We start from the raw sequence: 23,567 nt of genomic DNA on the forward strand, positions 1-23,567 counted from the left end.
ATTAACGCGCCGTCCAGCCGCCATCGACGGAGACGGACGTTCCAGTGATTTGGGCCGCGGCGTCCGACGCCAGGAACACGGCCGTGCCGCCCAGTTGTTCCGGTGTCACGAACTGCAGCGACGGTTGCTTTTCGCTGAGCAGGTCGCGCGCAGCGGTTTCCTGGTCGACGCCGTTCTTTTCGGCCAGCGCGGAGATCTGCTTTTCCACCAGCGCCGTGCGAACCCAGCCCGGGCAGATGGAATTGGCGGTGATGCCTTGGCCGGCAGTTTCCAGCGCCGTGACCTTGGTGAAGCCCACCACGCCGTGCTTGGCGGCCACATAGGCCGACTTGTTGGCCGAGGCCACCAGGCCATGCGCCGAAGCGATATTGATGATGCGGCCGAAACCCTGCTTCTTCATGTGCGGCAAGGCGGCGGCGGTGCCATGGAACACGGCCGACAGGTTCAGCGCCAGGATCGCATCCCACTTTTCAGCCGGGAAGTCTTCGATCAGCGCGGTGTGCTGGATGCCGGCATTATTGACCAGGATGTCGATGCGGCCCAGCTGGCGCACCGCGTTGTCGACCAGCCCGCGCACCGCGTCGCCCCTGGACAGGTCGGCGCCGTCGTAAATCACCTTCACGCCATGCTTGTCGGCCAGGCCGGCGCGCACTTTTTCGATCTCGGCGGCATCGCCGAAACCGTTCAGGACGATATCGGCGCCTTGCTGGGCGAAGGCCGTGGCGATACCCAGGCCGATGCCGCTGGTGGAACCGGTGACAAGGGCGACTTTTCCTTTGAGCATGAGCATTCTCCTATGGTCTGGCGGTGTGCTGGATGCGAAAACGGGGTTCAAGTGTAGCTGCCCGGCATGACGGCGATCACGCCATGCCCTCACGACCCGCAGGGTCAAGCGGCAGGCGGCTTTTCCAGAGGGTCGGCAGGCGCTTGCGCAGCGTCGGCGGCGGGCTCGGCGGCAGGCAGGTCGGCCATGCCGCCCCGGTTCTCCGGCACGCGCTCCAGCAGTTTGATCAGCACCGGCACCACGCCCATCGATACCGCCACCACCACCGCCAGCACGTCGCGCTGCTCCAGGTTCATCAGATGGTTGTCCCAGGCCTCGTTGAAAATGGCGAAGCTGAACTCCCCGCCCTGCGCCAGCACCATGGCGAACAGCAGCCGGTGATAGCGCGGCAGCCCCAGAAAGCGCGCAAAGCCGTACAGGACCAGCGCCTTGACCGCCAGCAAGGCCGCCACGCCGGCGATGATGAGTTTCCAATGGACCGACACCACCGCCAGATTGATGGACATGCCGATGGCCAGGAAGAACAGCCCCAGCAGTAAGCCTTTGAATGGGTCGATCGCCTTTTCCAGCTCGTGCCGGTAACGCGATTCCGCCATCAGCACCCCAACCAGGAAACCGCCCAGGCCGGCGGACAGGCCCGCGTAATCGAACAGTTGCGCCGCCCCCACGACCATCAGCAGCGCCGCCGCCGTGAACAGTTCGTTCAGTTGCGCTTTGGCGGCCCAGCCCAGCAACCGAAGCCGGTAGGCCACCGCCACCACCGCCACTGCGATCAGCGCCTCCTTGAACGACGGCGCCGACGTGCCGTCGGAGCCCAGCACCCCCGCCGCCACCAGCATCGGGATCGCCGCCATGTCCTGGAACAGCAGGACGCCCAGCGCAGACCGGCCCAACGGCGTGCGCGTCAGCGCGCGTTCATCCAGCAGCCGCAGCGCCACCGCCGTCGACGACAATGCCAGCGACAGACCGCACAGCACCGCCGCCTGCCATTCCATGCCCGCCAGATGCCGCAGCGCCGCCCCGAACACCACGCCCAGCAGCAGGCCGCAGGCCAGCATCTGCAGAGATCCCAGCATGAAGACCTCGCTGCGCATGGCCCAGAGCCGCTTGGGCGACAGCTCCAGCCCGATGATGAACAGCATCATCACCACGCCCCACTGGGACACGTTGATCATGGTGTCCACGTTGGTCACCAGTTTCAGGCAGGAGGGTCCGATCAGTACGCCCGCAATCAGATAGCCGGGAATGGCGCCCAGCCCCAGCCGCTGGGTGATCGGCACGCACAGGACGGCGGCAAGCAAGAGGATAAGAATCAGATCCATGGTCAGGATTCTGGGCAAAGATCGCCGGCCCCGGAAGCCCCGGGGTAAGCCCCTGTAAAGATTTTTTCCCGCCCCCTTTACACACAGGAAAAAAATCCTGTAGAATTGCGGGCTTCGCTGCTCCGACAACGAAGATCCTTCCGACCAGGGATCTTTGAGTGAGAAAACCGCCCTACTGCTTAAATCGTCTACTTAGACGGCAAGAGCGAAGGCAGGAATTTCACCGTTACGGAATCCAGCAACGGAGAGGTGGCAGAGTGGTCGAATGTACCTGACTCGAAATCAGGCGTACGGTATCCCCGTACCGTGGGTTCGAATCCCACCCTCTCCGCCAGTATTCAAGAACGAAGCCCCTGAGAAATCAGGGGCTTTTTTCTTTTCGGCGCAGCGGCTTCTTCCGTGAAGCACATCGCGCGCGCGGCAGCGGAAAAACTCTCAGTGCAGCAAAACCCTCAGCGCAGCAAGGGCTGAGCCAGCTCGCGAAGCTGGCGCTTGTCTTCCTCCAGTCCCAGTGCGTCCTCTGCATACCTGAGCATGCGCACCGCGTGCCGGGAGGCGGCCGTCTTGAACAACGGATTGATCTCCACCAGGCTCAATAACGCCTTTGTCATGCGCGTGCCCACTTCCAGCAGACTCGCGCCGTCACGAGCGATAGGGCCGAAAAAGTCGTCGAACAGATCGTCCACGCTCAAGCTGTGCACGTAGACCCGCTGGCAATCCGCTTCGGCATCCAGTTGCTGCGATGGCGGCTGCCCCCAGTAACTCAGACTTCTTACGCCCCTGCCAATGACATCAATCGCCGTTCCGGGGTCGTTGACGGCGGGAGACAAGGCGCGGGACGCAATTTCAGACAGCACGGACAAGCCAAAGCGCGGGTCGTGTTCGAACGTGCGACGCGTTCCAATGGTGACAGCACCAAGAATTTCCTCGTTCGGCACCTCGCGCGGCGCCGGCTCGTTGCTGGTGTCGGACACGATCCATGCCAGCGCCATTCCGACATGGGCAAAGCCGCCCGGAAGAATATCAAGGTAGATCAAGGCGTGATGGTCGCGCGCGATCCGGCCCAGCGCTTGGACGTCTATGTGCTGGACGTAGCCTGTCTGGTCGCTTGCCACGGTCTGCGCCGACTCGGGCGGCATGCCTGCCGCCGGATAAGGGCTGCCGCCCAGACATGGCCACTGGACTCGGTGCTGGATAGCGTCGATCGTCGCTTTTTCAACGCGGTCAATCGTCTCACCGACCCGCCCAAGCTTTGACAGATGCTCGATCCAGCGCAACAGCGTGTAGACGATCAGGATCACCACCGCGATCGTCACCGCGAACAACAAGACCCGCCCCTGCGCGCCATAGGCGCCTGTACTCAGCGCGATGATGCCCACCAGGCTGAACAGAAATGAGCCGATGAACGTCGCCAAGGCGTTTTGCGTAGTGGTGTCCTGCATGACGAGGGTGGTTGCCCGCGGGGTCACGCCGCTGCTCGCCGCACCGTATGCCGCCACCATGGTGCTGAGCGAAAAGGTGGTCACCGCCAGCATGCTGGACGCAATGATGCCCAAAATCTTGTCCACCGCTTCGGCACCGATGCGCGCGGGCAAGGTTTCAGGAATGACGCCCTTGAACATGATGGCAAGCAAGGCGGTAACCACGCCCAGCAGCGAGAAAAGACTGGCCTTGAACCAAAGGCGCTTGGTCAATTGCTTGAGCGCCCATTGCCATCGAGCAATCATCTATACCCCTTAAGTCACCTCGCTACGGGTCGGTAGGCCGCGCCAGCTGAAACAAATCCGTGCTGCGAGCGTACCACCCGCTGCCGTGCATCCGGGCAACCAGCCCCATCTCGGCGGTGTTCACGTAGCCGCGCTCGGCATCCTGCACATACGCGTCGTCCACATGCGCGCCCAGCACCCGGCCGATGACCACGACCTGATGCGGACCGGTCACGATCGTGGCCTGGCTGACGCATTCCAGCGACACCGGGCTGCCCTGGATCAAGGGCGGGCGCACGTGCGCGGCCGGCAGCGCTTTCAATCCGGCCTTGGCCAGCTCGTCCACGCCGGGCGGATAGTCCGCGCAGGTCTGGTTCATCTGCTGCATCAGCGATTCCGGCACCAGGTTCACCACGAACTCGCCGTTCTCGATGATGTTGGCGCTGGTGTCCTTGAGCTCGCCATTGGCGCGGCGCATCAGGCCGATGGCGACCGTGGGCGGCTGATGGCCCATGACGTTGAAGAAGCTGAACGGCGCCGCGTTCACGCACCCGTCGACCGATATCGTGGTGACCCACGCGATCGGCCGAGGCGTGACGGTCGAGGTCAACAGCTTATAGACCGTCTGCGAAGGCAAGGCGCTGAAATCGAAGTGCATGGCTCAGGGCTCCTGCTGGCCTGCCGCGCCGGAGGCAGAGACCGCCCGCTTTTCGCGGGTGTCGACGTGCAGCTGGAACACGTCCGGCCGCGCGTAGTGGCCCGACACGTCGAAGTCGTACTTGCCGCGCAGGATCTGGTTGGGATGGATGTCAGCGTACAGGATCGTTTCGGCGGAAAAATCCGGGCCGGCCAGCACTTCGCCCAAGGGGTCGATGATGGCGCTGCCCCCGCGCATCAGCACGGTGTCCGGGCTGTCGCCCAAGGCGCATTCGAAGTCTTCCGGATACGCGTCGCGGCGCAGGTGCTGGCAGGCGGTCAGCACATAGCAGCGGCCTTCCAGCGCGATGTGGCGCATGCTGGGGATCCAGCTGTCGCGGTCATCCGCGGTGGGCGCGCAATACAGCGCCACGCCCTGGCTGTACATGTACATGCGCAGCATGGGCATGTAGTTTTCCCAACAGATGACGGCGCCGATCTTGCCGTAGGGCGTATCGAAGACAGGCATCGTCGAGCCGTCGCCGAAGCCCCAGATCAGCCGTTCGCCCGCGGTCGGCATCAGCTTGCGGTGCTTGCCGGCAAGCCCTTCCTGACCGTTGAAATACAGCACGGTGCAATACAGCGTGCCGCCGTCGGCCTCGATGCAGCCCATCACGACGAAGGTGCCGGTGTCGGCCGCGGCCTGGGCCACCACTGCGACCTCTTCACCATCCAGCCGGATGGCTTGCTGGTGATAGCTGGCGAAGGCATCGCGGCCTTCGGCCTTGCGCATGCCGATGGGCGCGCCGAAGGAATTGCCCTTGGGATAGCCGCCCAGGAAGGCTTCCGGGAACACCAGCACCCGGGCGCCCTGCTCCGCCGCCTGGCGGATCAGGGAAGCCGCCTTCTGGGCGCAAGCCAGGCTGTCGGTCGGGATGGACGCCGCCTGGATGACGGCAGCCTTGAAGCTCGATTGCACGGACATGTCTCTCCTCGCTTTTTTCTAGTGGATGGGGTCTTCGTCGATGGCCTGGGCGCGGGTGTTCGGCAGGAACAGGCTGCCGATGACGCCCACCACGACCATCACGGCCACCGGATACATCAAACCGCCGAAGATATTGCCGCTGGCCTGCGCCAGATAGGTCGCGGTGAACGGCACGATCCCGCCGAAGATGCCGGCGCCGATGTGGTACGGGAAGGATAGCGCGGTATACCGGATGCGGGCGGGGAACAGTTCGACCAGATAGGACGCGACCGGGCCGTAGACCATCGCCACGACGGTCGTCATCAGCACCAGGATCAGGATGATGGTGGCGCGGTCGACCCGCGCGGGATCGGCGCGGTCCGGGTAGCCGGCGGCCGTCAGCGCGCTGGCGTAACCGGCGCGGTCGAAGCCGTTGACGGTGACGCCGCCCACGCTCATGGCGATGTCCTGGCCAGGCAGCGGAGCCGCGTATTCGAAATTGATGCCCTTGCCGACCAGGAATTTCTTGGCCTGCACGCATACCTTCTTGTGGTCGGCGTGGCTGCCGATCATCGCGGCCTGCAAGCCGAAGTCGCAGGCGCCGCCGCTCGTGTCGGCGTGCACGCGCACCGGCGTGCTTTGCATGGCCTGCGCCAGCGCCGGGTTGCCGGCCTTCAGCAGCACCTCGAACATGGAGTGGTAGCCGATGGCGGCGATGAACAGACCCGCCATCATGATCCACTTGCGGCCGATGCGGTCGGACAGCCAGCCGAACAGCACGAAGGTCGGCGCGCCGATGATGAAGCCGATCAGGATCAGCGTATAGACGCTGGTCTGGTCGATCTGCACCGCCTGCTGCAGGAAGATCATCACGTAGAACTGGCCCGTGAAGTAGGTCGCGCCCTGGCCGGCGGTCACGCCGATCAGCGCCAGCAGCACCAGCCGCAGGCTGGACCATTGGCCGAACGTTTCCTTGATCGGGTTCTTCGACAGGCGGTTCTGCTGCTTCATCCGCGTGAAGACGGGCGATTCATGCAGCTTGGCGCGCACATAGATCGAAATCGCCAGCATCACGATCGACAGGATGAACGGCAGGCGCCAGCCCCATTGGCGGAAGTCCTCGGCGCTCATCGCCGCCTGCGTGCACAGGATGACGACCAGCGACAGGATCAGGCCGGCCGACGAGGTGATCTGGATCCAGCCGGTCAAGAGACCGCGGCGCTTCGGTTCGCAGTGTTCGGCCACGTAGATCACGGCGCCGCCGTATTCGCCGCCCACCGCCAGGCCCTGGATGACCCGCAGCGTCAACAGCAGGATCCACGACAGGTGGCCCGCCGATTCATACGTCGGCAGGCAGCCGATCAGCACGGTGGCCCCGCCCATCATCACGACCGTGATCAGGAAGGTGTACTTGCGGCCCCACTTGTCGCCCAGGTAGCCGAACATCACCGCGCCCAGCGGACGGATGATGAAACCCACCGCCAGCGCGCCCAATGCGGCAAGCAGCGCCACCGTGGGATTGTCCTGCGGGAACAGCACCTGGCTCATGAAGACGGCGAGCGTCCCGTAGATGAAAAAGTCGTACCACTCGAACAGCGTGCCCAGCGTCGAGGCCACCACCACCTGGCGTTCCTCTTTCCTGCTGAGCGTCGTCCCCGCGTCTACCCGCTGCATTGCGACGTTAGCTTCCATGCTTGCAATCCCCGATCGATTTCAATTGATACTGCTGTATGCATTAACTATTATCAAACTTGAATGCGAACGAGACATAGCTGGGGGAAACCCGGAAAACCCGTCCCCGGCATCCGCCGGGACGTGGCGGAGCCGCTGCTACACTGCCGCCAAAGACACAGTGGAGGCAGTGATGGCAAGGCCCGCCGGCAAGGTTGAAAAGAACTCGGAACAGGCGCCGACCGCTGCGCGCCGGGGCATCCAGTCGATCGAAGTGGGGTTCCGGATACTGGACGTGATCCGCCAGACCGGCCGCCCGATGCCCTTGAAGGAAATCGCCGACGCCTGCGAACTGACTGTGCCCAACGTGCACTACTACCTGGTCAGCTTCCAGAAGGTCGGCGTGGTGCAGCAGCATGCGGACACCGGCCATTACGGCCTGGGGCCCTATGCCTTGCGGCTGGGCCTGGCGGCCCTGGAGCAGTTCGACGTCTTCACCACGGCTCGGCCCATCATGGCCGAGGTGGCCGCCGTCACCGGGCACACCGTGTTCCTGGGGGTATGGGGCAACAAGGGCCCCACGATCGTCTACCGGGTGGAAGGCAGCCGCAGCCGCCCGTTGCTGGAACTGCGCGTAGGCAGCGTGATGCCGCTGCTGTCGTCCGCGCTGGGCCGCAACTTCCTGGCCCATCTGCCCGATGCACTGACCCGCGACCTGCTGGCGCAGGAACTGGCCTCGGCGGTGCCGGAAAGCCATGGCGGCGCGCCCGGCAACTCCTACACGGCGAAAGACGTGCAGGCGATCCGCGACGAGGTGCAAAAGCACCACATCAGCCGTTGCCGCCACGCCCTGCTGCCGCACTTCACGTCGCTGTCGGCGCCCATCTTCGACATGCTGGGCGAAATGACCGCGGCCATCACCCTGATGGGCCCGGTGGGCGCGATCGATGATGAACTGGAGTCCGGCACCGCGCGCCTGCTACGGGAAAAGGCCCGCTCGATCTCGGCGATGGCGGGCTGGGTGGACCCGGACGCGCGCTAAGCCGCCACGTCGCGGGCCGGCCGCCGCGTCAGCTTTCGACGACGATCTTCGCGTCTTTGATCGTCTTGGCGTACTTCTGCTGTTCCTGCGTCATGAAGTCGGCAAAGCGCTGCACGCTGCCGCCGCCGTCTTCCGCGCCCACCTGCGCCAGCTTTTCCTGCACGTCCGTCATGGCCAGCACGCGGTCGATGTCGCGGTTCATGCGCTGGACCATGGCACCGGGCATCTTGCCCGGCCCTACCATGCCGAACCAGATGCTGGCCTCGAACCCCGGATAACCTTGTTCGGCCACCGTCGGCACGTCCGGCTGGCTCTTGGAACGCTGCTGCAGCGTCTGTGCCAGCGCGATCACCTTGCCCGACTGCAACAGCGGCGTCGCGGTCGTCATGCCTTCGAAGCAGTACTGCACATGGCCGCCCATCAGGTCGTTCATCAGCGGCGCGGATCCCTTGTACGGCACGTGCAGCACGTCGATGCCGGCGCGCGCCTTGAAAATCTCCAGCGCCAGATGCTGGGCGGATCCGGCGCCGGCCGATCCGAACACGATCTTGCCGGGCTGCGCGCGGCACAGCTTGACCAGGTCGGGCAAGGTCTTGGCGGGCTGCGCGGCGCCGCCGATCAGGATGGTGGGCGTCTTGCCCACCAGCGCGATGGGCGAAAAATCGCGGTCCACTGAATAGGCCAGCTTGGGCTGCAGCCCCGGCGCGATCCCATGGCTGTTCACATGCGCCATCAGAAGCGTGTTGCCGTCGTTCGGCTGCCGCGCTACCTGCTCGGCGGCGATGATGCCGGCCGCGCCCGCGCGATTTTCCACGATGACGGGGATGCCCCACATCACGCCCAGCTTCTGCCCCAGCAAGCGGGCCAGCACGTCCGTGCCCCCGCCCGCAGGAAAGCCCACCACGATCTTCACGGGGCCGGACGGCAGGTCCGGCTGTTGCGCGCGGACCGCGGCGGGCAGGGCCAGCCCCACCCCCAGCGCCGCGGCGCCGGTCATGAATTGCCTGCGTTGCATTCTTGTCTCCTCGCGCCGGTCCCGTAGGCCGGCGGCTGGTTTTAGCGAAGCACTGGCTGCTTGCGGGGCGGCCTCAACGGCCGACCCGGGCCCACTTTCCGTACCGTTCGACCATGCGTTCGTCGAATCCAAAGCCCAAGCCGGGCTCCTGGTGCAACACCACGCGGCCTTGCTTGTGGGTCAATTGGCGGTCGACCAGCTTGCGAAAGTTCAGCACCTGGTCGTCCCAGAAAAATTCGACGTAGCGCGCGTTCGGTGTGGCCGCGACCAGCGGTGCATGCACATCGTGGAACCAGTGTGGGCAGACGACCACGCCATAGCTGGCGGCGGTGGCGGCGATGCGCTTCCACTCGGTGATGCCGCCGCACACGGCCGCGTCCGTCTGCAGAATGCCGGCCGCCCCCTTGTCCAGCAATTCCTTGTGATACCAGCGGCCATAGCCGATTTCGGCGGTGGCGATCGGCAGGTGCGTCAGGCGCGCCAGCTTGGCGTGGCTGTCGATATCGTCCGGGCTGAAGGGCTCTTCGATGAAATAGGGCTCGTACTGCTCGAAGCGGCGGATGTACTGCATGGCCTGGGTCACGTCCTGCCAGGCGTTGTTGCAGTCCATCATCAGTTCGACGTCCGGGCCCACGGCCTCGCGTGCCGCCTTCAGCCGCGCCTCTTCCTCGCGCGGCGACAGGCGGCCGGTTTTCATCTTGACGGCGCGGAAACCCTTGTCCACATAGCTGGCCATTTCTTCGCCCAGATGCTGCGGCGTCTTGCCGTCCAGGTAGTAGCCGCCGCTGGCGTAAGCCGGCACGGTTTCCAGTTCGACGGCGCCCAGGAACTTGTGCAGCGGCAGGCCGGCGGTCTTGGCGTTCAAGTCCCACAGGGCGATGTCCAGCGCGCTCAGCGCGCGCATCACGGTGCCCTGGCGGCCTTGCAGCAACGCCTCCTGGTACATCGATTGCCACAGTCCTTCGACGGCATGCGAGTCCTTGCCCAGCAGCACGGGCCCAAGCAGGCTTTGCACGGCCGCTTCGAAGATGGCCCCGCCGGCGCTGCCCACGTAGCAAAACCCGATGCCTTCCACGCCATCGGTGGAACGCACCTTGACCAGGCCATAGTGCCGCGTGGAGACGGTGCGGTTCGAGAACGAGGTGACTTTGTCCAACGGCACCGCGGCGGCGCATACGTCGATGGATTCAATGATGGGCACGACAGGCTCCTTGATAAGGGGAAATTTCGACAAGCGGCGCCAACGCGTCTTGCGCGGGCTGAATGCTCTGGACGTATTCTTCCCTTCGCCAAAGAAAACAACAATTATCGTCATGCATCTTTAGAATATGGATATTCCATCTTCCCAAGAGGCTCGCCGCCGTGGATTCGCGCTTTCTGCAAACCTATGTGCATGTGGTGGAACTGGGCTCCATCGCCCAGGCCGCCCGGCACCAGGACTTGACGCCCGCCACCGTGCAGCAGCGGCTGCGGGCGCTGGAAGCGGACGTGGGAAGCGCGCTGATCGCCCGCTCCGGGCGCACCGTCAAACCGACGCCGGCGGGGCTGCGCATCCTGGAGCGCGCCCGCCAGATATTGCGCGACGTGCGGGACCTGCGTTCGGCGGCCAGCGACACGGACCTGCCCGCCGGCCCCTTGCGGCTGGGCGCCACGCCCACCGCGCTGACGGGCATCATGCCGCCCGTGCTGCGGACCTGGGTCACGCGGCACCCACACATCGAAATCTATATCGAGCCCGCCCCCACCACGCTGCTGTACGGCAAGGTGCTGTCAGGCGAACTGGACGGCGCGCTGCTGGTGCACCCGTTGTTCGCGCTGCCCAAGACCTGCGCATGGCGCGATCTGCGCCACGAGCCCCTGGTGCTGGTCACCCCCGCCGACATGAAGGTGCGCGATCCGCTGGCGGTGATCGCGCGCGAACCCTACATCTGCTATGACCGCAGCGTAGTGGGCGGAAAGATGGCGGACGATTATCTGCGGACGCGCAACCTGCGGCCGCAGGTGCGCTTCGAGCTGGATGGAATCGATTCCATCGCCAAGCTGGTCTCGGAAGGGTTGGGGGTGGCGCTGCTGCCGGATTGGGCCGCCTCCGGCACGCCACCGGCGCAGGTCAAGCGCTGGCCGCTGCCTGCGCCGTGCCCGGTGCGCACGGTGGGCGCAATCTGGCTGCGCGCCGGCGTGCGGTCGGAATTGATGCGCGCGTTCGTGGAACTGACCGAGTCGCAGCTTGGCTTGTCCCAGCCTTAGGGGCTGAAGACTTCCAAGACGCTCAGGCGATGGCGTCCTGCCCGTTGCGCGCCACGATGGCGCCCCCTGCCACAACCAGGCGGCGGGGCTTGCGGGTCACCACGGCTTCAGTCACGCAGCTTGCGTCCACCAGAACCAGGTCAGCGCGCGCCCCCGGCGTCAGGCCATAGTCCGCGAACCCACAGGCGCGGGCCGCAGCCCCCGTCACGCAATCGAACGCCCACTCGACCTCGTCGTCGCGCCGCAGGTCGTTGCGCAGGCCGATCATCATGGCGCGCGCCAGCATGTCGGGGCTGCCATAAGGCGTCCAGGTATCGCGGATGCCGTCGTTGCCGCCAAAGATCGTCACCCCGGCCTCGCGGCAGGCGCGCACCGCCGGCACGGGCCGGGACGGCGGCGCCGTGGTCAGTACGGCCGTGTCCAACGTGGCCAGGCGCCGGAGCAAGCCGTCCAGCCGCTTCGCGTCGATCCCGCCCAGACAGAAGGCATGGCTGATGACCACCTTGCCTTGCATGCCCAGCGCGGCCACGCGGTCCAGGATCAGGTCCAGCGTGAACGCGCCCAGTTCACCGGGTTCATGCAGATGGATGTCCACCGGCTTGCCATGTTTGTCAGCCAGGCCGAACAGCACGTCCAACGATTGTGCGGGATCGCGGTCGATGGCGGACGGGTCCAGCCCGCCCAGCACGTCGGCGCCCTGCGCCAGCGCCTGGTCCAGCAATTCGGCGGTGCCCGGACGGATCAGCAACCCCGATTGCGGAAACGCCACGGTTTGGATGTCGACGCGGCCGGCCAGCTCTTCACGCGTGGCATGCACACCGTCCAGGTGGCGCAAGCCGGCATCGGTATCGACGTCGACGTGGCTGCGAATGCGGGTCGTGCCTTCACGCAGGAAAGCCAGCGCCAGCGCGCGCGCATGGCTGGCCGCGTCGTGGCCGGTGCTGGCGCGCCAGGCGCGTTCGTTATCGATGCGGTCCGTCAGCGCGGAGCCGACTTCGTTCACATACCAGGGCGATTCCCAGTTGGTCTTGTCCAGGTGGGTGTGCCCTTCGACCAGCCCCGGCAGCAGCAAGGCGCCGCCGCCGTCTTCCACCAGGGCATCGGCCGCGGCTTCGATCCCGGGGCCGATCCGGGCGATGCGGCCCGCGCGCACCAGCACGTCCACGGCCTCGCTATTCGAGACGCGGACATTCTTCAATAACAAGTCGGTCATGGGATGCTCCGCAAAAGATGGTCCGCAGAAATCTTCCGCAAAGGTGTTCCGCAAAGGTGTTCCGCACAAGCGCAAGCGGCCGGCCCCCATGGCCGGCTACGCAAACATCTTGGGCATCAAACTTGCGGCGGTTCGATCCAGAAGAAGCGTTCGCCCTGGCGGACCATGTCGGCCACGCCTTCGGCGCCGATGCGGTAGTCGGTGCCCATCAGGGAAGCGCCGCCGTCTTCGTGGATGTGGATGACGGCCAGCGGATCATTGGCCATGGAGTACCAGTAGTAGCCAGGCTTGAGGTCATGCAGGTCTGTATTCATGCCTTGAGTATACAAATAACGACGCCGGTACAAAAAGACAACACTAATACAAACCGTGCCTGACATCACGAACACGACAGGTCATACTTCCCGCAACTGGATAAAAATAGCTGGTGCACTTGTCACACATCGATTCAACGCGATGCCGGAAACGACCAAGCGTTAATCGAGAGGAGAATAGCGAGCGCATGAAAAGGCAGTCACTTCAATTCAGCGAACCGCTTAAACAGGCCGTCTTGAACGGCTCCAAAGTGCAGAGCCGCCGCATTTTGAAGCCGCAACCGACTAAACCCACCACGGTCTGGTACGCCGACGCGGAAGACTCCGGCAGATGGGTGGCCATGGGCCCCAACCGCGATAACCCCACCGAGCTGCGAAAGACGTCCAGCTGGGTCAGATGCCCCTATGGGAAATCCGGCGAGAGCATCGTCTTGACTGATGAAGCCGGCCAGCCGTTCGCCAACGCAGTGATCGTGGGCGTGCGCATACAGCGTTTGCAAAACCTGACCGAAACCGACGCGCGCGCCGAGGGCACGCAAGCGCTTTATGAATCGTCGGCGCTGCTGCCGGGCGTGCCGCTTCAAACGGCGTTCGCGCTGACGTGGTGCGAACGCTACGGTTCGCATGCCTGGGCCGCGAATCCGTGGGTATGGGTCGTGGAATTCCGTCGCCAGCAGGACGAATAAGGACGGCGGCGCCCGACAGGCGCCAGGCGGCATGCCGGGTTGGTGACGGCGTGTAACGCCCTACCCCAACTTCATCTCATTCCAGCTGATTTCAATCGATTTCAAGTGCGGGTTTACCAGAGCGGACGCACCACGCCGCAGTGCAGCACCTGTCCGGATTCAAGCAAGGCAGCGGTTGCGGATTGTCGCTATTGAGGAAGGCCCGCTTACGAAAAGCCAGCGGGAAAGCCCGAAAATAGGGCCGTCGAATACTCAACTTTGCTGTGTCATGCAGCAGGCAGGTGCAACATGAAAAAATGGCTTATCGCAGGTGTCGGTGCCGCAGGTCTACTGATCTCCAGCGTCGCATTGGCCCGTGTGGATGTGGGCATTTCCATCGGCGTCCCCGGCGTGATCTATCCGGCGCCGGTCTATGTCGCCCCCGCACCGGTCTACGTGGCCCCGCCGCCGCCCGTCTACTACCACCCGGCCCCTGTCTATGTGGCGCCCCCGGTGGTCTACCCCGCCCCGGTCTATTACCGCGGCGGCCCCTACTGGCGCGGTGGCCCGCCCCCGCGCTACTACGGCCCGGGTCCGGGCTATTACCGCGGACATGGGCATGGCCACGGCGATTGGCGCCGTTAACAAGGCAAAGGCCACTCGAATGGGTGGCCTTTTTTGTCGCTGCTTTCTATTTCGTTCAGGGCATTGTCCGGTGCCCCGTCAGAACCGTATCAGGCTGCGGGAGCCTGTACCGGTTTGCCGGCCAGGGCGGCCGGTTTCTGCAATGCCGCATTCGGCTTGTTGGCCTCCTGCGGCGACTCCTGAACAAGATCAATCCATCTGCGGGGCGCACTCGACGCCCGCCACCAGCCATTATGCGGACGCATGTGCAAACTCCGGTTCACCGTTAAAACGCACACCATTGATTTCTTGGAACAATTGACGGCTTTCCTGTTCTGCTTCGTGCAAGTCGGAGAACGGCGCCTGTCCGGGCACCGTCCAGCATTTTTCCGGTGCGGTTCCGCCGACTCGGCGGGTCCATATCTGCACGCGGTAGCCCTGTTCGTCTTCATGAGCGACAGAGCATCTCACACGAAAATCTCCAATCATTCTTGAAGTCATGGACAACTCCTTGTTTTATATGTGAATGAAGCGTGTAGAACGCGGGTGTATTGTGCCGCAACTATCCGGCCCTTTTATTAAAAATACACAATTGCTCACATCAAAATCCACCACACACGCGGTTAGCATAATCAGCGAAAGCGACAAGAATATGTCGCATGATAAAAAAAAACGGAGCCCGCAGGCTCCGTCTTTTTATCCGCCAAATGGAGGATAGGCACAATACGCGTCAGGGTTTCAGTACCGCAATGCCACCCATATAAGGCTGCAGCGCTTCAGGCACCCGCACGCTGCCATCGGCTTGCTGATGATTTTCCAGCACGGCCACCAATGCGCGGCCGACCGCCAGGCCGGATCCGTTCAAGGTATGCACGAATTCCGGTTTGCCTTGCGCATTGCGGAAACGCGCTTGCATGCGGCGGGCCTGGAAGGTTTCGCAATTGGACACCGACGAAATTTCGCGCCAGGTGTTTTGCGCAGGCAGCCAGACTTCCAGGTCATAGGTCTTGGTCGAACCAAAGCCCATGTCGCCCGTGCACAACAGCACCACGCGGTACGGCAGGCCCAGCAATTGCAGCACGCGCTCGGCATGGCCGACCATGTCTTCCAATGCCTCGTAAGACTGGTCCGGCTGCGTGATCTGCACCATTTCGACCTTGTCGAACTGGTGCTGGCGGATCATGCCGCGGGTGTCGCGGCCACCGCTGCCGGCTTCGGAACGGAAGCACGGCGTGTGGGCGGTGAGCTTGAGCGGCAGGTCGGCGGCGGCCTGGATGGTGTCGCGCGCCACGCTGGTCAGCGTGATTTCCGACGTGGAGATCAGGTATTGGTCTTCACGCACGTACGGATTGCCCGCGGCATCCACCTTGGGATCGTCGTCGCCGCCGCCCTTGGACACGGCGAACATGTCGTCCTTGAACTTCGGCAACTGCCCCGTTCCGTACAGAGTCGAGGCGTTGACGATGTACGGCGTGTAGCACTCGGTGTAGCCGTGCGTGCCCGTTTGCAGGTCCAGCATGAACTGGGACAACGCGCGGTGCAGGCGGGCGATCGGGCCGCGCATGAACGAGAAGCGGGCCCCCGACAACTTGGCCGCCATGTCGAAATCCAGGCCCAGCGGTTCGCCGATGGCGACGTGGTCGCGCGCCTCGAACGCCAGGGGCGGCGGGTTGCCGTCGGCGCCCGCTTCGCCCGGCAGCCAGCGGCGGACTTCGACGTTGTCGTCGGCGGATTCGCCCAGCGGCACGCTGGCGTGCGGCAGGTTCGGCACCGACATCAGCAGCTCGTTCAGCGGCGCCTGCAAGGCGGCCAGCTCTTCTTCCAGCTGCTTCAGGCGAACCGGCACGGCCTGCGATTCGGCCATGACGGCGCTGGCGTCTTCGCCCTTCGCCTTCAACTGACCGATCTGCTTGGCCAGCGCGTTGCGGCGGGCTTGCAGGGACTCGGTTTCGGTCTGGACGGCCTTGCGGCGAGATTCCAGGTCGTTAAACCGTTCCGTGTCGAAAGTCACGCCACGGCTCTTGAGGCGGTCTACGACGGTTTGCAGGTCTTTGCGCAGCAGTATCGGGTCTAGCATGGTGATGTCAGTGAGGTTGCGGAAAGCAACGGGCGCGGCCCGTCACCGGTTCTTGGCGCGTTCCAGCGCGTCCAGCTCTCGCAGGAATGCCAACTTTTGCTGGATTTTAGCCTCCAGGCCGCGATCGGTCGGCCGATAGAAGGAAGGCTTCAGTCCATCAGGGAAATATTGTTCGCCCGCGGCATAACCATGCGGCTCGTCGTGGGCGTAGCGGTAGGCCTTGCCATGGCCCAGTTGCTTCATCAGCTTGGTCGGCGCGTTGCGCAGATGGATGGGCACCGACGCGCTGCCGTGCTCGGCCGCGAACTGGCGCGCTTGATTGTAGGCGTTGTAGACGGCGTTGGATTTGGCCGCGCAGGCCATGTAGACCACGGCTTGCGCCAGCGCCAGCTCGCCTTCGGGCGACCCCAGGCGTTCATAGATGTCGGCGCCGTTGACTGCCAGGTCGGTGGCGCGGGGATCGGCCAGGCCGATGTCCTCGACCGCCATGCGGACCAGCCGGCGCGACAGGTACTTGGGGTCGGCGCCGCCGTCGATCATGCGGCAGAACCAGTAGAGCGCGGCGTCAGGGTTGGAACCGCGCACCGATTTATGCAGCGCGCTGATCTGGTCGTAGAAGGCGTCGCCGCCCTTGTCGAAGCGCCGCAGGTTTTGCGACAGCGAGATCTCCAGCCAGGCGGCATCCACCGAATCGCGGCCGGCGGACTGCGCGGATTCGGCGACGACTTCGACCGCGCTGATGAGCCGGCGGGCGTCGCCGTCGGCCCAGGCCGCCAGCTGCTCGCGCGCATCGGGCTCGACCCGGATGGCCTCGCCCTCTTCCAGCCCGTCGTTCAACGCGTCGACCGCGCGGTCGACCAGTTGCTGCAGTTCTTCAGGCGAGAGCGATTGCAGCACGTACACCCGCGCCCGCGACAGCAAGGCCGAGTTGACCTCGAACGAGGGGTTCTCGGTGGTGGCGCCGATGAAGGTGAACAGCCCGCTTTCCACATAGGGCAGGAAGGCGTCCTGCTGCGCCTTGTTGAAGCGGTGCACTTCGTCGACGAAGAGGATGGTGCGGCGTCCCTGGCCTTGCGCCACCTGCGCCACCGTGACCGCCTCGCGGATGTCCTTGACGCCGCCCAACACGGCCGAAATGGCGATGAACTGGGCATCGAAACCATCGGCCATCAGGCGCGCCAGCGTGGTCTTGCCCACGCCCGGCGGCCCCCAGAAGATCATGGAGTGCGGACGGCCGGATTCGAACGCGACGCGCAGGGGCTTGTCGGGGCCAAGCAGGTGCGATTGCCCGACCACGTCGGACAACGTGCGCGGGCGCAGGCGCTCGGCCAGGGGCACATAAGGCCGATGGGCGGGATCGGCCGCGAAGAGATCGTTGCTCATTGGCAGCAGATGGGGGAAGACAGCAAGAAGTTCAAGTCGGTATTACACCATGACCGCCAGCCCTGGGCCGCCCGCCGCTCAAGCCAAATCGGGCGGCGCGAAGCGGCGATTGGCCAGCACCGGCAGTACGCGGCGGGCGTGCGCCAGCCGCTCGGGGTCGATGTCCGCGAACACCAGCGCCGGGGCCTCGCCCGCGCGCGCCGTCACGACGCCCAAGGGATCCACCACCATGCTGCAGCCGATATTGCGTTCGCCGCATTCGCCGGCGGCCGCCACATAGCAGGTGTTCTCCAGCGCGCGCGCCGTGACCAGGACCTCCCAGTGCATTTCCTTCAGCGGACCGCGCACCCAGGCGGCCGGCAGCACCAGCAGATCCGCGCCGTCCAGCGCCAGGCGGCGCGCCATTTCGGGGAAGCGCACGTCGTAGCAGGTCATCAGGCCCACGCGCAGGCCGGCGATTTCCAGCAAGGGCGGGATCTCGGTGCCGGGGGTGACGTTGGTGGATTCCTTCATGTTGAAGGCGTCGTACAGGTGCAGCTTGCGGTACTGCGACACGATTTCACCGTCGCGCAGCGTGACCAGCGTGTTCCAGACCCGGCCCTCGCCCGTCGGAATGTGCACGCACATCATGGTCGCCAGGGATGAGCCGCGGCTGGCTTCAAGCAGGCGGGTCATGAACGGGCCGTCCAGCGGTTGCGCGGCCTTGAGCACGATCTGCGGGTCGGTGATGTCGCGGGCCAGGATGCCTTCGGGCAGCACCAGCAGGTCGGCGCCGCCTGCGCGGGCGCGCTCCATCAGGTCGACGCAGACCTGGGCGTTCTCTTCCCAGACGCGGCTGACGGCGAACTGGCCCAAAGCGACTTTCAGCATGGCTTTTCCTTGTGCGGATCGGTTTTTTCCGGCTGTTTCCCGGGGAATTTCCTATTGTCGCGCCAACTGGCCCGGCGTGCCGACTACGGGAAACTCCCAGCTCCCGCTTGTAAATTTCTTTCACGATAATGAAAAAAACAGACTTTGACGTAAATATTTTCCACAACTGGCGCCCGTCATGACGAACTCCTCCTCCCCCGCAGCCCTGTTGGACGTGAACGGCAAAGGCCTGGGCGCGTTTCCCGAGTCCTGTACCACCGCCGACGTGGCGACCTTGAACTGGAACCTGCTGGACGAGGACGTCAGCCTGCCGGTGGCGGTGCTGTACGAGGCCCGCGTCCGCCACAACCTGCAGTGGATGCAGCAGTTCATGGAGGCGTACCACGTCAAGCTGGCGCCGCACGGCAAGACCACGATGAGCCCCGCCCTGTTCAAGCGCCAGATCGACAACGGCGCCTGGGGCATCACGCTGGCGACTGCGCCGCAGGTGCTGGCCGCCTACCAGCACGGCATCCGCCGCGTGCTGATGGCCAATCAGCTGGTGGGCCGCGCCAACATGGCCATCATCGCCCGCCTGCTGCAAGATCCCGCCTTTACCTATTTCTGCATTGTGGACTCCCCCGCCAATGCCGCCCAGTTGGGCAAGTTCTTCGGCGAACAGGGCTTGACCCTGCCCGTGCTGATCGAACTGGGCCCCACCGGCGGACGCACGGGTGTGCGCGACGACGCGCAGCTGCAAGCGGTCGTCGAGGAAATCGGCCGCTGGCCCTGCCTGGCGCTGGCCGGCATCGAAGTCTACGAAGGCGTGCTGCAGGAAGAAGGCGCCATCCGCGCCTTCCTGCGCCGCGCCACCGACGCCTTGCGCGGGCTGGCCACCGCCGGCCGCCTGCGCAAGAGCGGCCCCGCGATCATTTCCGGCGCCGGCTCAGCCTGGTTCGACGTGGTGGCCGAAGAGTTCTCGCAGCTGGACATCGGCGCGCCGCTGGAAGTGGTGCTGCGCCCCGGCTGCTATCTGTCGCACGACGTGGGCGTCTACCGTTCGGCCGCGGAACGCATCAACGCCCACAACCCCGTGGCGCGGAAGATGGAACCGGGCCTGCTGCCCGCGTTGCAGGTCTGGGCCTACGTGCAGTCGCTGCCCGAACCCGGCCGCGCCATCATCGCGATGGGCAAGCGCGACGCGGCGTTCGACGCCGGCCTGCCCACGCCCGCCCTGCGATTCCGTCCCGGCCAAGATGCCCCCGCCGCCGCGCCCGGGACGTGGAAGCTGACCGCCATGATGGACCAGCACGCCTTCATGCAGATCGGCGAAGGCGACGACATCCAGGTCGGCGACATGATCGCCTTCGATATCTCCCACCCTTGCCTGACGTTCGACAAGTGGCGCCAGGTGTTGCTGGTGGACGAGCAGTACCGCGTCACCGACGTGGCCGAAACCTTCTTCTGAACGCCCCCTGCCCGCCGCACCGCGCCTGGCCCGAGGGGGCAAGAAGACCTGGGATCCCGGCGCTTTGACTGATTACAACGCGACAACCTGTTTTTGACCCTCTGGAGAGAGAATCATGAACTTCCGTACCTCCCGGCGAGGCGGTGGGCTGACCAGCCTGCTCGCGGCCGGCGCAATTGGCTTGACCGCAATGTCGTCCCCCGCCCTGAGTGCCGCGCCGGTCAAGGGAGGCACGATATCCGTGGCCACGATCGGCGAGCCGCCGACGCTGGACCCGATGAGCAGCACGGCCGATCTGGTGGGCATCCTGACGCAGCATTTCTTCGAAACGCTGTATACCTTCGACGCCAAGTGGAACCTGACTCCGCTGCTGGCGGACAAGATGCCCGACGTCACCCCCGACGGCCTGATCTACACGATCCCGCTGCGCCAGGGCATCACATTCCACGACGGTTCCAAGATGGATTCGTCCGACGTGCTGGCCTCGCTTAAGCGCTGGACCGAGACCGCCACGCGCGGCAAGGGTGCCGCGAAAGTCATCAGCAGCATCGAAGCCCCCGACGCCAACACCATCCGCATCACGCTCAAGCAGCCCTATGCGCCGTTGACTGCGCTGCTGGCCATGAACAACGCCGCCGCCGTCATCATGCCCAAGGGCAAGATCGCGCCGGTGTTGACCGAAATCGTCGGCACGGGCCCCTATCAGTTGAAGGCCCGCGTGCCTGACCAGTACATCCAGCTGGTGCGCTTCGAAGGCTACAAGCAGCGCGAAGGCGAGCCCGACGGCTACGGCGGCGCGCGCAAGCAGTACCTGGACGAAATCCGCTTCGTGCCGGTCAGCAACGCCAACACCCGTTCGGAAGCTGCTGCCGCCGGCCAATTCGACTATGTCGACTCGCTGCCCGTGGAAGCGCTGGACAAGCTCAAGGGCGGGCGTTCCGACCCGGTGATGCTGAAGCCTTTCGGCTGGCCGCGCCTGGTGCTCAACACCAAGCAAGGCATCATGTCCAACCTGGCCGTGCGCCAGGCGGTGCAACTGGCGCTGAATGAAGAGGACATGCTATTTGCCGCCTTCGGCAACAAGGACTTCTACAAGCTGAACGGCGACCTGTATCCGGAAGGCTACCCGTGGGCCACGTCGCTGGGCGGCAAGGTCTACAACAAGGCCGATTCCGCCGCCGCCAAGAAGCTTCTGGACAGCGCCAACGTGGCCGACAAGAAGATCCGTATCCTGACCAGCCAGCAGTACGAGTTCCATTACAAGATGGCGCTGGTAGCCGCGGAATACCTGAAGGCCGCCGGCTTCACGGTGGACATGCAGGTCGTGGATTGGGCCACCTTGACGCAACGCCGCCAGGACCCCGCCGTGTGGGACATCTTCATTACCCACAGCGTGTTCCTGCCTGAGCCCGCGTTGATCGACTTTCCGTCCAAGGACGCGCCGGGCTGGTGGGACACGCCGCGCCGCGCGCAGGTGATGGACGCCTTCAACCAGGCGCGCACGCAGGAAGAGCGCATCAAGCGCTGGGCCGACGTGCAGCAGGCCGTGTATGACGAGATCCCCTTCGTCAAGGTCGGCGACTTCAATGCCCAAGCCGCGCGCTCGCCGTCGCTGCAAGGCACCAAGCCCGCCCCGTGGCCGTTCTTCTGGAACGCCTGGAAGGCCCCCAAGTAAGGATGCGCCCAGCGCGGCGGGCGATCGCAAGAACCCGATCGCCCGCCGCGCGCAACCCGTCATGCGCCCGACGTTTCTTTAGGAATCCATCGTGTTGCGTTATCTCTTAAACCGGCTGGTCGGGCTGGTGGCCGTGATGTTCATCGTCGCGACCATCGTGTTCGTCATCATCCGCGTCACGCCCGGCGATCCGGCTGCCGTGATGCTGGGTCCGCAGGCCAGCCAGCAGGACATCGCCGCACTGCGCACGCAGTTGGGGCTGGACCAGCCGATGGCCATGCAGTACCTGTCGTGGCTGGGCAAGCTGGCGCAAGGCGACCTGGGCCAGTCCATCTTCATGAACAAGCCCGTGCTGTCGGCGCTGGCGGACCGGGCCGAGCCCACGATTTTCCTGACGTTGATGTCGCTGCTTATCGCCACCGCCATCGCGCTGCCGGTGGGCATCCTGTCCGCCGTCAAACGTGGCACCACGCTGGACCAATCGGTGCTGTCGTTCTCGATGTTCACCTCCAGCGTGCCCAGTTTCTGGCTGGGCCTGCTGCTGATGCAGATTTTCTCGGTGAAGCTGGGCTGGCTGCCGGTGTCGGGCTATGGCGGCCCGGACGCGTCGCTGGCCACGCGGCTGTCGCACCTGATCCTGCCCGCCGTGGTGCTGGGCCTGGTGAACTCTGCGCTGATCACCCGCTTCATCCGCGCCAGCATGCTGGACGTGCTGCGCGACGACTACGTGCGCACCGCGCGCGCCAAGGGCCTGCCGGAAAGCAAAGTCATCCTGAAGCACGCCGTGCGCAACGCGCTGATCCCCATCCTGACGGTGCTGGGCCTGACCACCGCGCTCTTGATCAGCGGCGCCGTGGTGACCGAAACCGTGTTCGGCCTGCCCGGCGTGGGCAGTCTGGTGGTGTCGGCGGTGCTGCGCCGCGACTACCCCGTCATCCAGGGCGCGCTGCTGATCATCGCGGCCATCTATGTCCTGATCAATCTGATCATCGATCTGCTGTACCTGCTGGTCGATCCCCGGGTGCGCTACTGATATGGCTATCGCAACTTCTCCCCAATCCGCTGGCGGCGCCGACCGCTGGCAGGTGCTGCGCCTCCTGGTGTCGCGCAAGACCGTGCTGCTGAGCCTGATCGTCATCATCGTACTGGTGGCCGCCGCGCTGCTGGCGCCGTGGGTCAGCCCCTACGATCCGTTCAAGCTGTCCATCATGAACCGGCTGAAGGCGCCCGGCGCCGCGCACTGGTTCGGCACCGACGACTTCGGGCGCGACGTGTTCAGCCGCGTCATCTACGGCGGCCGGCTGTCGCTGATGGTGGGCTTTTCCGTCGTGATCGTCTCCAGCGTGCTGGGTATCGCGCTGGGCCTGGTGGCCGGCTTCTTCCGGTCGGCCGACAAGTTCGTGTCGCGCCTGATCGACGCCATGATGGCATTTCCCGACATCCTGCTGGCGATCTCGCTGGTGGCCGCGCTGGGGCCCTCGCTGATCAACGTCGTGATCGCGCTGGGCATCGTCTACACGCCGCGCCTGGCCCGCATCGTGCGCGCCTCGACGCTCGTGATCCGCGAACTGCCCTTCGTCGAAGCCGCCCGCGCGCTGGGCGTGCCGACCTGGCGCATCGTCACCGTGCACGTGCTGCGCAACCTGGTGTCGCCCATCCTGGTGCAGGGCACGTTCATCTTCGCCTACGCGATCCTGGCCGAAGCCGGCCTGTCGTTCCTGGGCGTGGGCGTGTCGCCCGACATCCCCACCTGGGGCACCATGATCAACGCCGGCCAGCAATACATGGGCTCGGCCGACTGGATCATGATCTTTCCCGGCATCGCCATCGTGCTGTCCGTGCTGTCGCTGCAATTGGTGGGCGACGGACTGCGCGACGTACTCGACCCGCGCCTGCGCAAGGAGCTGTAATC

The 23,567-nt window shown here is 64.9% G+C and carries 22 protein-coding genes and 1 tRNA gene; 9 read left to right on the plus strand and 14 right to left on the minus strand.

The features are described from left to right. Nucleotide 1: 1 nt before the first annotated feature. Together A9973_RS19230 and A9973_RS19235 are read right to left on the minus strand one after the other, a co-directional pair. Nucleotides 2-784 carry a 3-hydroxybutyrate dehydrogenase gene (locus A9973_RS19230; RefSeq protein ID WP_183015293.1) on the minus strand — a complete coding sequence of 261 codons (783 nt, stop codon included), beginning with the start codon at nt 782-784 and terminating at the stop codon, nt 2-4. 104 nt (nt 785-888) lie between these two features. After that, nucleotides 889-2,106: a cation:proton antiporter gene (locus tag A9973_RS19235; RefSeq protein WP_183015294.1), complete on the minus strand. Its 1,218-nt coding sequence runs from the start codon at nt 2,104-2,106 to the stop codon at nt 889-891. A 243-nt stretch (nt 2,107-2,349) separates the two neighbouring features. Here A9973_RS19235 and A9973_RS19240 point away from each other — a divergent pair. Next, nucleotides 2,350-2,440 (plus strand) — tRNA-Ser (locus A9973_RS19240). A gap of 118 nt (nt 2,441-2,558) precedes the next feature. Here the strand turns inward: A9973_RS19240 and A9973_RS19245 are convergent. Genes A9973_RS19245 through A9973_RS19260 form a run of 4 tightly spaced genes read right to left on the minus strand, consistent with a single transcriptional unit; the run spans nt 2,559 to nt 7,104 of the window. After that, on the minus strand, nt 2,559-3,833 hold the full coding sequence (locus A9973_RS19245; RefSeq protein ID WP_183015295.1) for a DUF2254 domain-containing protein: 1,275 nt from the start codon (nt 3,831-3,833) through the stop codon (nt 2,559-2,561). Nucleotides 3,834-3,855: 22 nt separating this feature from the next. Continuing rightward, nucleotides 3,856-4,470 (minus strand): flavin reductase family protein, encoded by a 615-nt coding sequence (locus A9973_RS19250; RefSeq protein WP_183015296.1) that lies wholly within the window; start codon nt 4,468-4,470, stop codon nt 3,856-3,858. Nucleotides 4,471-4,473: 3 nt separating this feature from the next. Further along, nucleotides 4,474-5,433 (minus strand): carbon-nitrogen hydrolase family protein, encoded by a 960-nt coding sequence (locus tag A9973_RS19255; protein WP_183015297.1) that lies wholly within the window; start codon nt 5,431-5,433, stop codon nt 4,474-4,476. 18 nt (nt 5,434-5,451) lie between these two features. Then, on the minus strand, nt 5,452-7,104 hold the full coding sequence (locus A9973_RS19260; RefSeq protein ID WP_183015298.1) for an MFS transporter: 1,653 nt from the start codon (nt 7,102-7,104) through the stop codon (nt 5,452-5,454). Nucleotides 7,105-7,276: 172 nt separating this feature from the next. Between A9973_RS19260 and A9973_RS19265 the strand changes: the two genes are divergently transcribed. After that, nucleotides 7,277-8,125, plus strand: coding sequence for an IclR family transcriptional regulator (locus A9973_RS19265; protein WP_183015299.1), 849 nt, complete (start codon nt 7,277-7,279; stop codon nt 8,123-8,125). Between the two features lie 28 nt (nt 8,126-8,153). On the opposite strand, the gene A9973_RS19270 is transcribed toward A9973_RS19265, so the two are convergent. After that, nucleotides 8,154-9,140 (minus strand): tripartite tricarboxylate transporter substrate binding protein, encoded by a 987-nt coding sequence (locus A9973_RS19270; RefSeq protein ID WP_183015300.1) that lies wholly within the window; start codon nt 9,138-9,140, stop codon nt 8,154-8,156. Between the two features lie 73 nt (nt 9,141-9,213). Next, nucleotides 9,214-10,341: a mandelate racemase/muconate lactonizing enzyme family protein gene (locus A9973_RS19275; protein WP_169270571.1), complete on the minus strand. Its 1,128-nt coding sequence runs from the start codon at nt 10,339-10,341 to the stop codon at nt 9,214-9,216. A gap of 161 nt (nt 10,342-10,502) precedes the next feature. Between A9973_RS19275 and A9973_RS19280 the strand changes: the two genes are divergently transcribed. After that, entirely contained in the window at nt 10,503-11,387 is an 885-nt protein-coding gene (locus tag A9973_RS19280; RefSeq protein ID WP_183015301.1) for a LysR family transcriptional regulator, read from the plus strand. A 22-nt stretch (nt 11,388-11,409) separates the two neighbouring features. Here the strand turns inward: A9973_RS19280 and A9973_RS19285 are convergent, their stop codons facing one another. Both A9973_RS19285 and A9973_RS19290 read right to left on the minus strand, forming a co-directional pair. Then, nucleotides 11,410-12,600 carry an amidohydrolase family protein gene (locus tag A9973_RS19285; protein ID WP_183015302.1) on the minus strand — a complete coding sequence of 397 codons (1,191 nt, stop codon included), beginning with the start codon at nt 12,598-12,600 and terminating at the stop codon, nt 11,410-11,412. Nucleotides 12,601-12,716: 116 nt separating this feature from the next. Then, nucleotides 12,717-12,914: a hypothetical protein gene (locus A9973_RS19290; protein ID WP_183015392.1), complete on the minus strand. Its 198-nt coding sequence runs from the start codon at nt 12,912-12,914 to the stop codon at nt 12,717-12,719. Nucleotides 12,915-13,102: 188 nt separating this feature from the next. Between A9973_RS19290 and A9973_RS19295 the strand changes: the two genes are divergently transcribed. After that, nucleotides 13,103-13,600 carry an ASCH domain-containing protein gene (locus A9973_RS19295; protein WP_183015303.1) on the plus strand — a complete coding sequence of 166 codons (498 nt, stop codon included), beginning with the start codon at nt 13,103-13,105 and terminating at the stop codon, nt 13,598-13,600. A gap of 288 nt (nt 13,601-13,888) precedes the next feature. Continuing rightward, complete coding sequence (locus A9973_RS19300) at nt 13,889-14,224, plus strand: virulence factor (RefSeq protein ID WP_183015304.1); 336 nt, start codon at nt 13,889-13,891, stop codon at nt 14,222-14,224. Nucleotides 14,225-14,455: 231 nt separating this feature from the next. Here A9973_RS19300 and A9973_RS19305 read toward each other — a convergent pair whose 3' ends face one another. From A9973_RS19305 to A9973_RS19320, 4 genes are all read right to left on the minus strand, one after another. Next, complete coding sequence (locus A9973_RS19305; protein WP_081534068.1) at nt 14,456-14,704, minus strand: hypothetical protein; 249 nt, start codon at nt 14,702-14,704, stop codon at nt 14,456-14,458. A 229-nt stretch (nt 14,705-14,933) separates the two neighbouring features. Then, nucleotides 14,934-16,280, minus strand: a complete 1,347-nt coding sequence (gene serS / locus A9973_RS19310) for a serine--tRNA ligase (RefSeq protein WP_183015305.1) — start codon at nt 16,278-16,280, stop codon at nt 14,934-14,936. 42 nt (nt 16,281-16,322) lie between these two features. Further along, entirely contained in the window at nt 16,323-17,663 is a 1,341-nt protein-coding gene (locus tag A9973_RS19315; RefSeq protein WP_183015306.1) for a replication-associated recombination protein A, read from the minus strand. Between the two features lie 78 nt (nt 17,664-17,741). Then, the gene (locus A9973_RS19320) at nt 17,742-18,533 is read right to left on the minus strand and encodes a deaminated glutathione amidase (protein ID WP_183015307.1); all 792 of its coding nucleotides are present in this window, start codon (nt 18,531-18,533) and stop codon (nt 17,742-17,744) included. Nucleotides 18,534-18,711: 178 nt separating this feature from the next. Between A9973_RS19320 and A9973_RS19325 the strand changes: the two genes are divergently transcribed. From A9973_RS19325 to A9973_RS19340, 4 genes are all read left to right on the plus strand, one after another. Beyond that, complete coding sequence (locus A9973_RS19325; RefSeq protein ID WP_183015308.1) at nt 18,712-19,980, plus strand: amino acid deaminase; 1,269 nt, start codon at nt 18,712-18,714, stop codon at nt 19,978-19,980. 115 nt (nt 19,981-20,095) lie between these two features. After that, nucleotides 20,096-21,655: an ABC transporter substrate-binding protein gene (locus A9973_RS19330; RefSeq protein ID WP_183015309.1), complete on the plus strand. Its 1,560-nt coding sequence runs from the start codon at nt 20,096-20,098 to the stop codon at nt 21,653-21,655. A gap of 91 nt (nt 21,656-21,746) precedes the next feature. Next, on the plus strand, nt 21,747-22,688 hold the full coding sequence (locus A9973_RS19335) for an ABC transporter permease (RefSeq protein ID WP_183015310.1): 942 nt from the start codon (nt 21,747-21,749) through the stop codon (nt 22,686-22,688). 1 nt (nt 22,689) lies between these two features. Continuing rightward, nucleotides 22,690-23,565, plus strand: a complete 876-nt coding sequence (locus A9973_RS19340; protein WP_183015311.1) for an ABC transporter permease — start codon at nt 22,690-22,692, stop codon at nt 23,563-23,565. Nucleotides 23,566-23,567: the final 2 nt, after the last annotated feature.

This window comes from Achromobacter sp. UMC46 (assembly GCF_014170335.1).
Classification (GTDB): Bacteria; Pseudomonadota; Gammaproteobacteria; order Burkholderiales; family Burkholderiaceae_B; genus Achromobacter.

Excerpts from the sequence above, each read along its gene's own strand:
- A9973_RS19265 (WP_183015299.1), top strand. The coding sequence starts at position 7,277 with ATGGCAAGGCCCGCCGGCAAGGTTGAAAAGAACTCGGAACAGGCGCCG.
- A9973_RS19330 (WP_183015309.1), top strand. The coding sequence starts at position 20,096 with ATGAACTTCCGTACCTCCCGGCGAGGCGGTGGGCTGACCAGCCTGCTC.
- A9973_RS19305 (WP_081534068.1), bottom strand. The coding sequence starts at position 14,704 with ATGACTTCAAGAATGATTGGAGATTTTCGTGTGAGATGCTCTGTCGCT.
- A9973_RS19315 (WP_183015306.1), bottom strand. The coding sequence starts at position 17,663 with ATGAGCAACGATCTCTTCGCGGCCGATCCCGCCCATCGGCCTTATGTG.
- A9973_RS19300 (WP_183015304.1), top strand. The coding sequence starts at position 13,889 with ATGAAAAAATGGCTTATCGCAGGTGTCGGTGCCGCAGGTCTACTGATC.
- A9973_RS19340 (WP_183015311.1), top strand. The coding sequence starts at position 22,690 with ATGGCTATCGCAACTTCTCCCCAATCCGCTGGCGGCGCCGACCGCTGG.
- A9973_RS19255 (WP_183015297.1), bottom strand. The coding sequence starts at position 5,433 with ATGTCCGTGCAATCGAGCTTCAAGGCTGCCGTCATCCAGGCGGCGTCC.
- A9973_RS19295 (WP_183015303.1), top strand. The coding sequence starts at position 13,103 with ATGAAAAGGCAGTCACTTCAATTCAGCGAACCGCTTAAACAGGCCGTC.
- A9973_RS19245 (WP_183015295.1), bottom strand. The coding sequence starts at position 3,833 with ATGATTGCTCGATGGCAATGGGCGCTCAAGCAATTGACCAAGCGCCTT.
- A9973_RS19325 (WP_183015308.1), top strand. The coding sequence starts at position 18,712 with ATGACGAACTCCTCCTCCCCCGCAGCCCTGTTGGACGTGAACGGCAAA.
- A9973_RS19230 (WP_183015293.1), bottom strand. The coding sequence starts at position 784 with ATGCTCAAAGGAAAAGTCGCCCTTGTCACCGGTTCCACCAGCGGCATC.
- serS (WP_183015305.1), bottom strand. The coding sequence starts at position 16,280 with ATGCTAGACCCGATACTGCTGCGCAAAGACCTGCAAACCGTCGTAGAC.
- A9973_RS19235 (WP_183015294.1), bottom strand. The coding sequence starts at position 2,106 with ATGGATCTGATTCTTATCCTCTTGCTTGCCGCCGTCCTGTGCGTGCCG.
- A9973_RS19260 (WP_183015298.1), bottom strand. The coding sequence starts at position 7,104 with ATGGAAGCTAACGTCGCAATGCAGCGGGTAGACGCGGGGACGACGCTC.
- A9973_RS19270 (WP_183015300.1), bottom strand. The coding sequence starts at position 9,140 with ATGCAACGCAGGCAATTCATGACCGGCGCCGCGGCGCTGGGGGTGGGG.
- A9973_RS19285 (WP_183015302.1), bottom strand. The coding sequence starts at position 12,600 with ATGACCGACTTGTTATTGAAGAATGTCCGCGTCTCGAATAGCGAGGCC.
- A9973_RS19250 (WP_183015296.1), bottom strand. The coding sequence starts at position 4,470 with ATGCACTTCGATTTCAGCGCCTTGCCTTCGCAGACGGTCTATAAGCTG.
- A9973_RS19320 (WP_183015307.1), bottom strand. The coding sequence starts at position 18,533 with ATGCTGAAAGTCGCTTTGGGCCAGTTCGCCGTCAGCCGCGTCTGGGAA.
- A9973_RS19290 (WP_183015392.1), bottom strand. The coding sequence starts at position 12,914 with ATGAATACAGACCTGCATGACCTCAAGCCTGGCTACTACTGGTACTCC.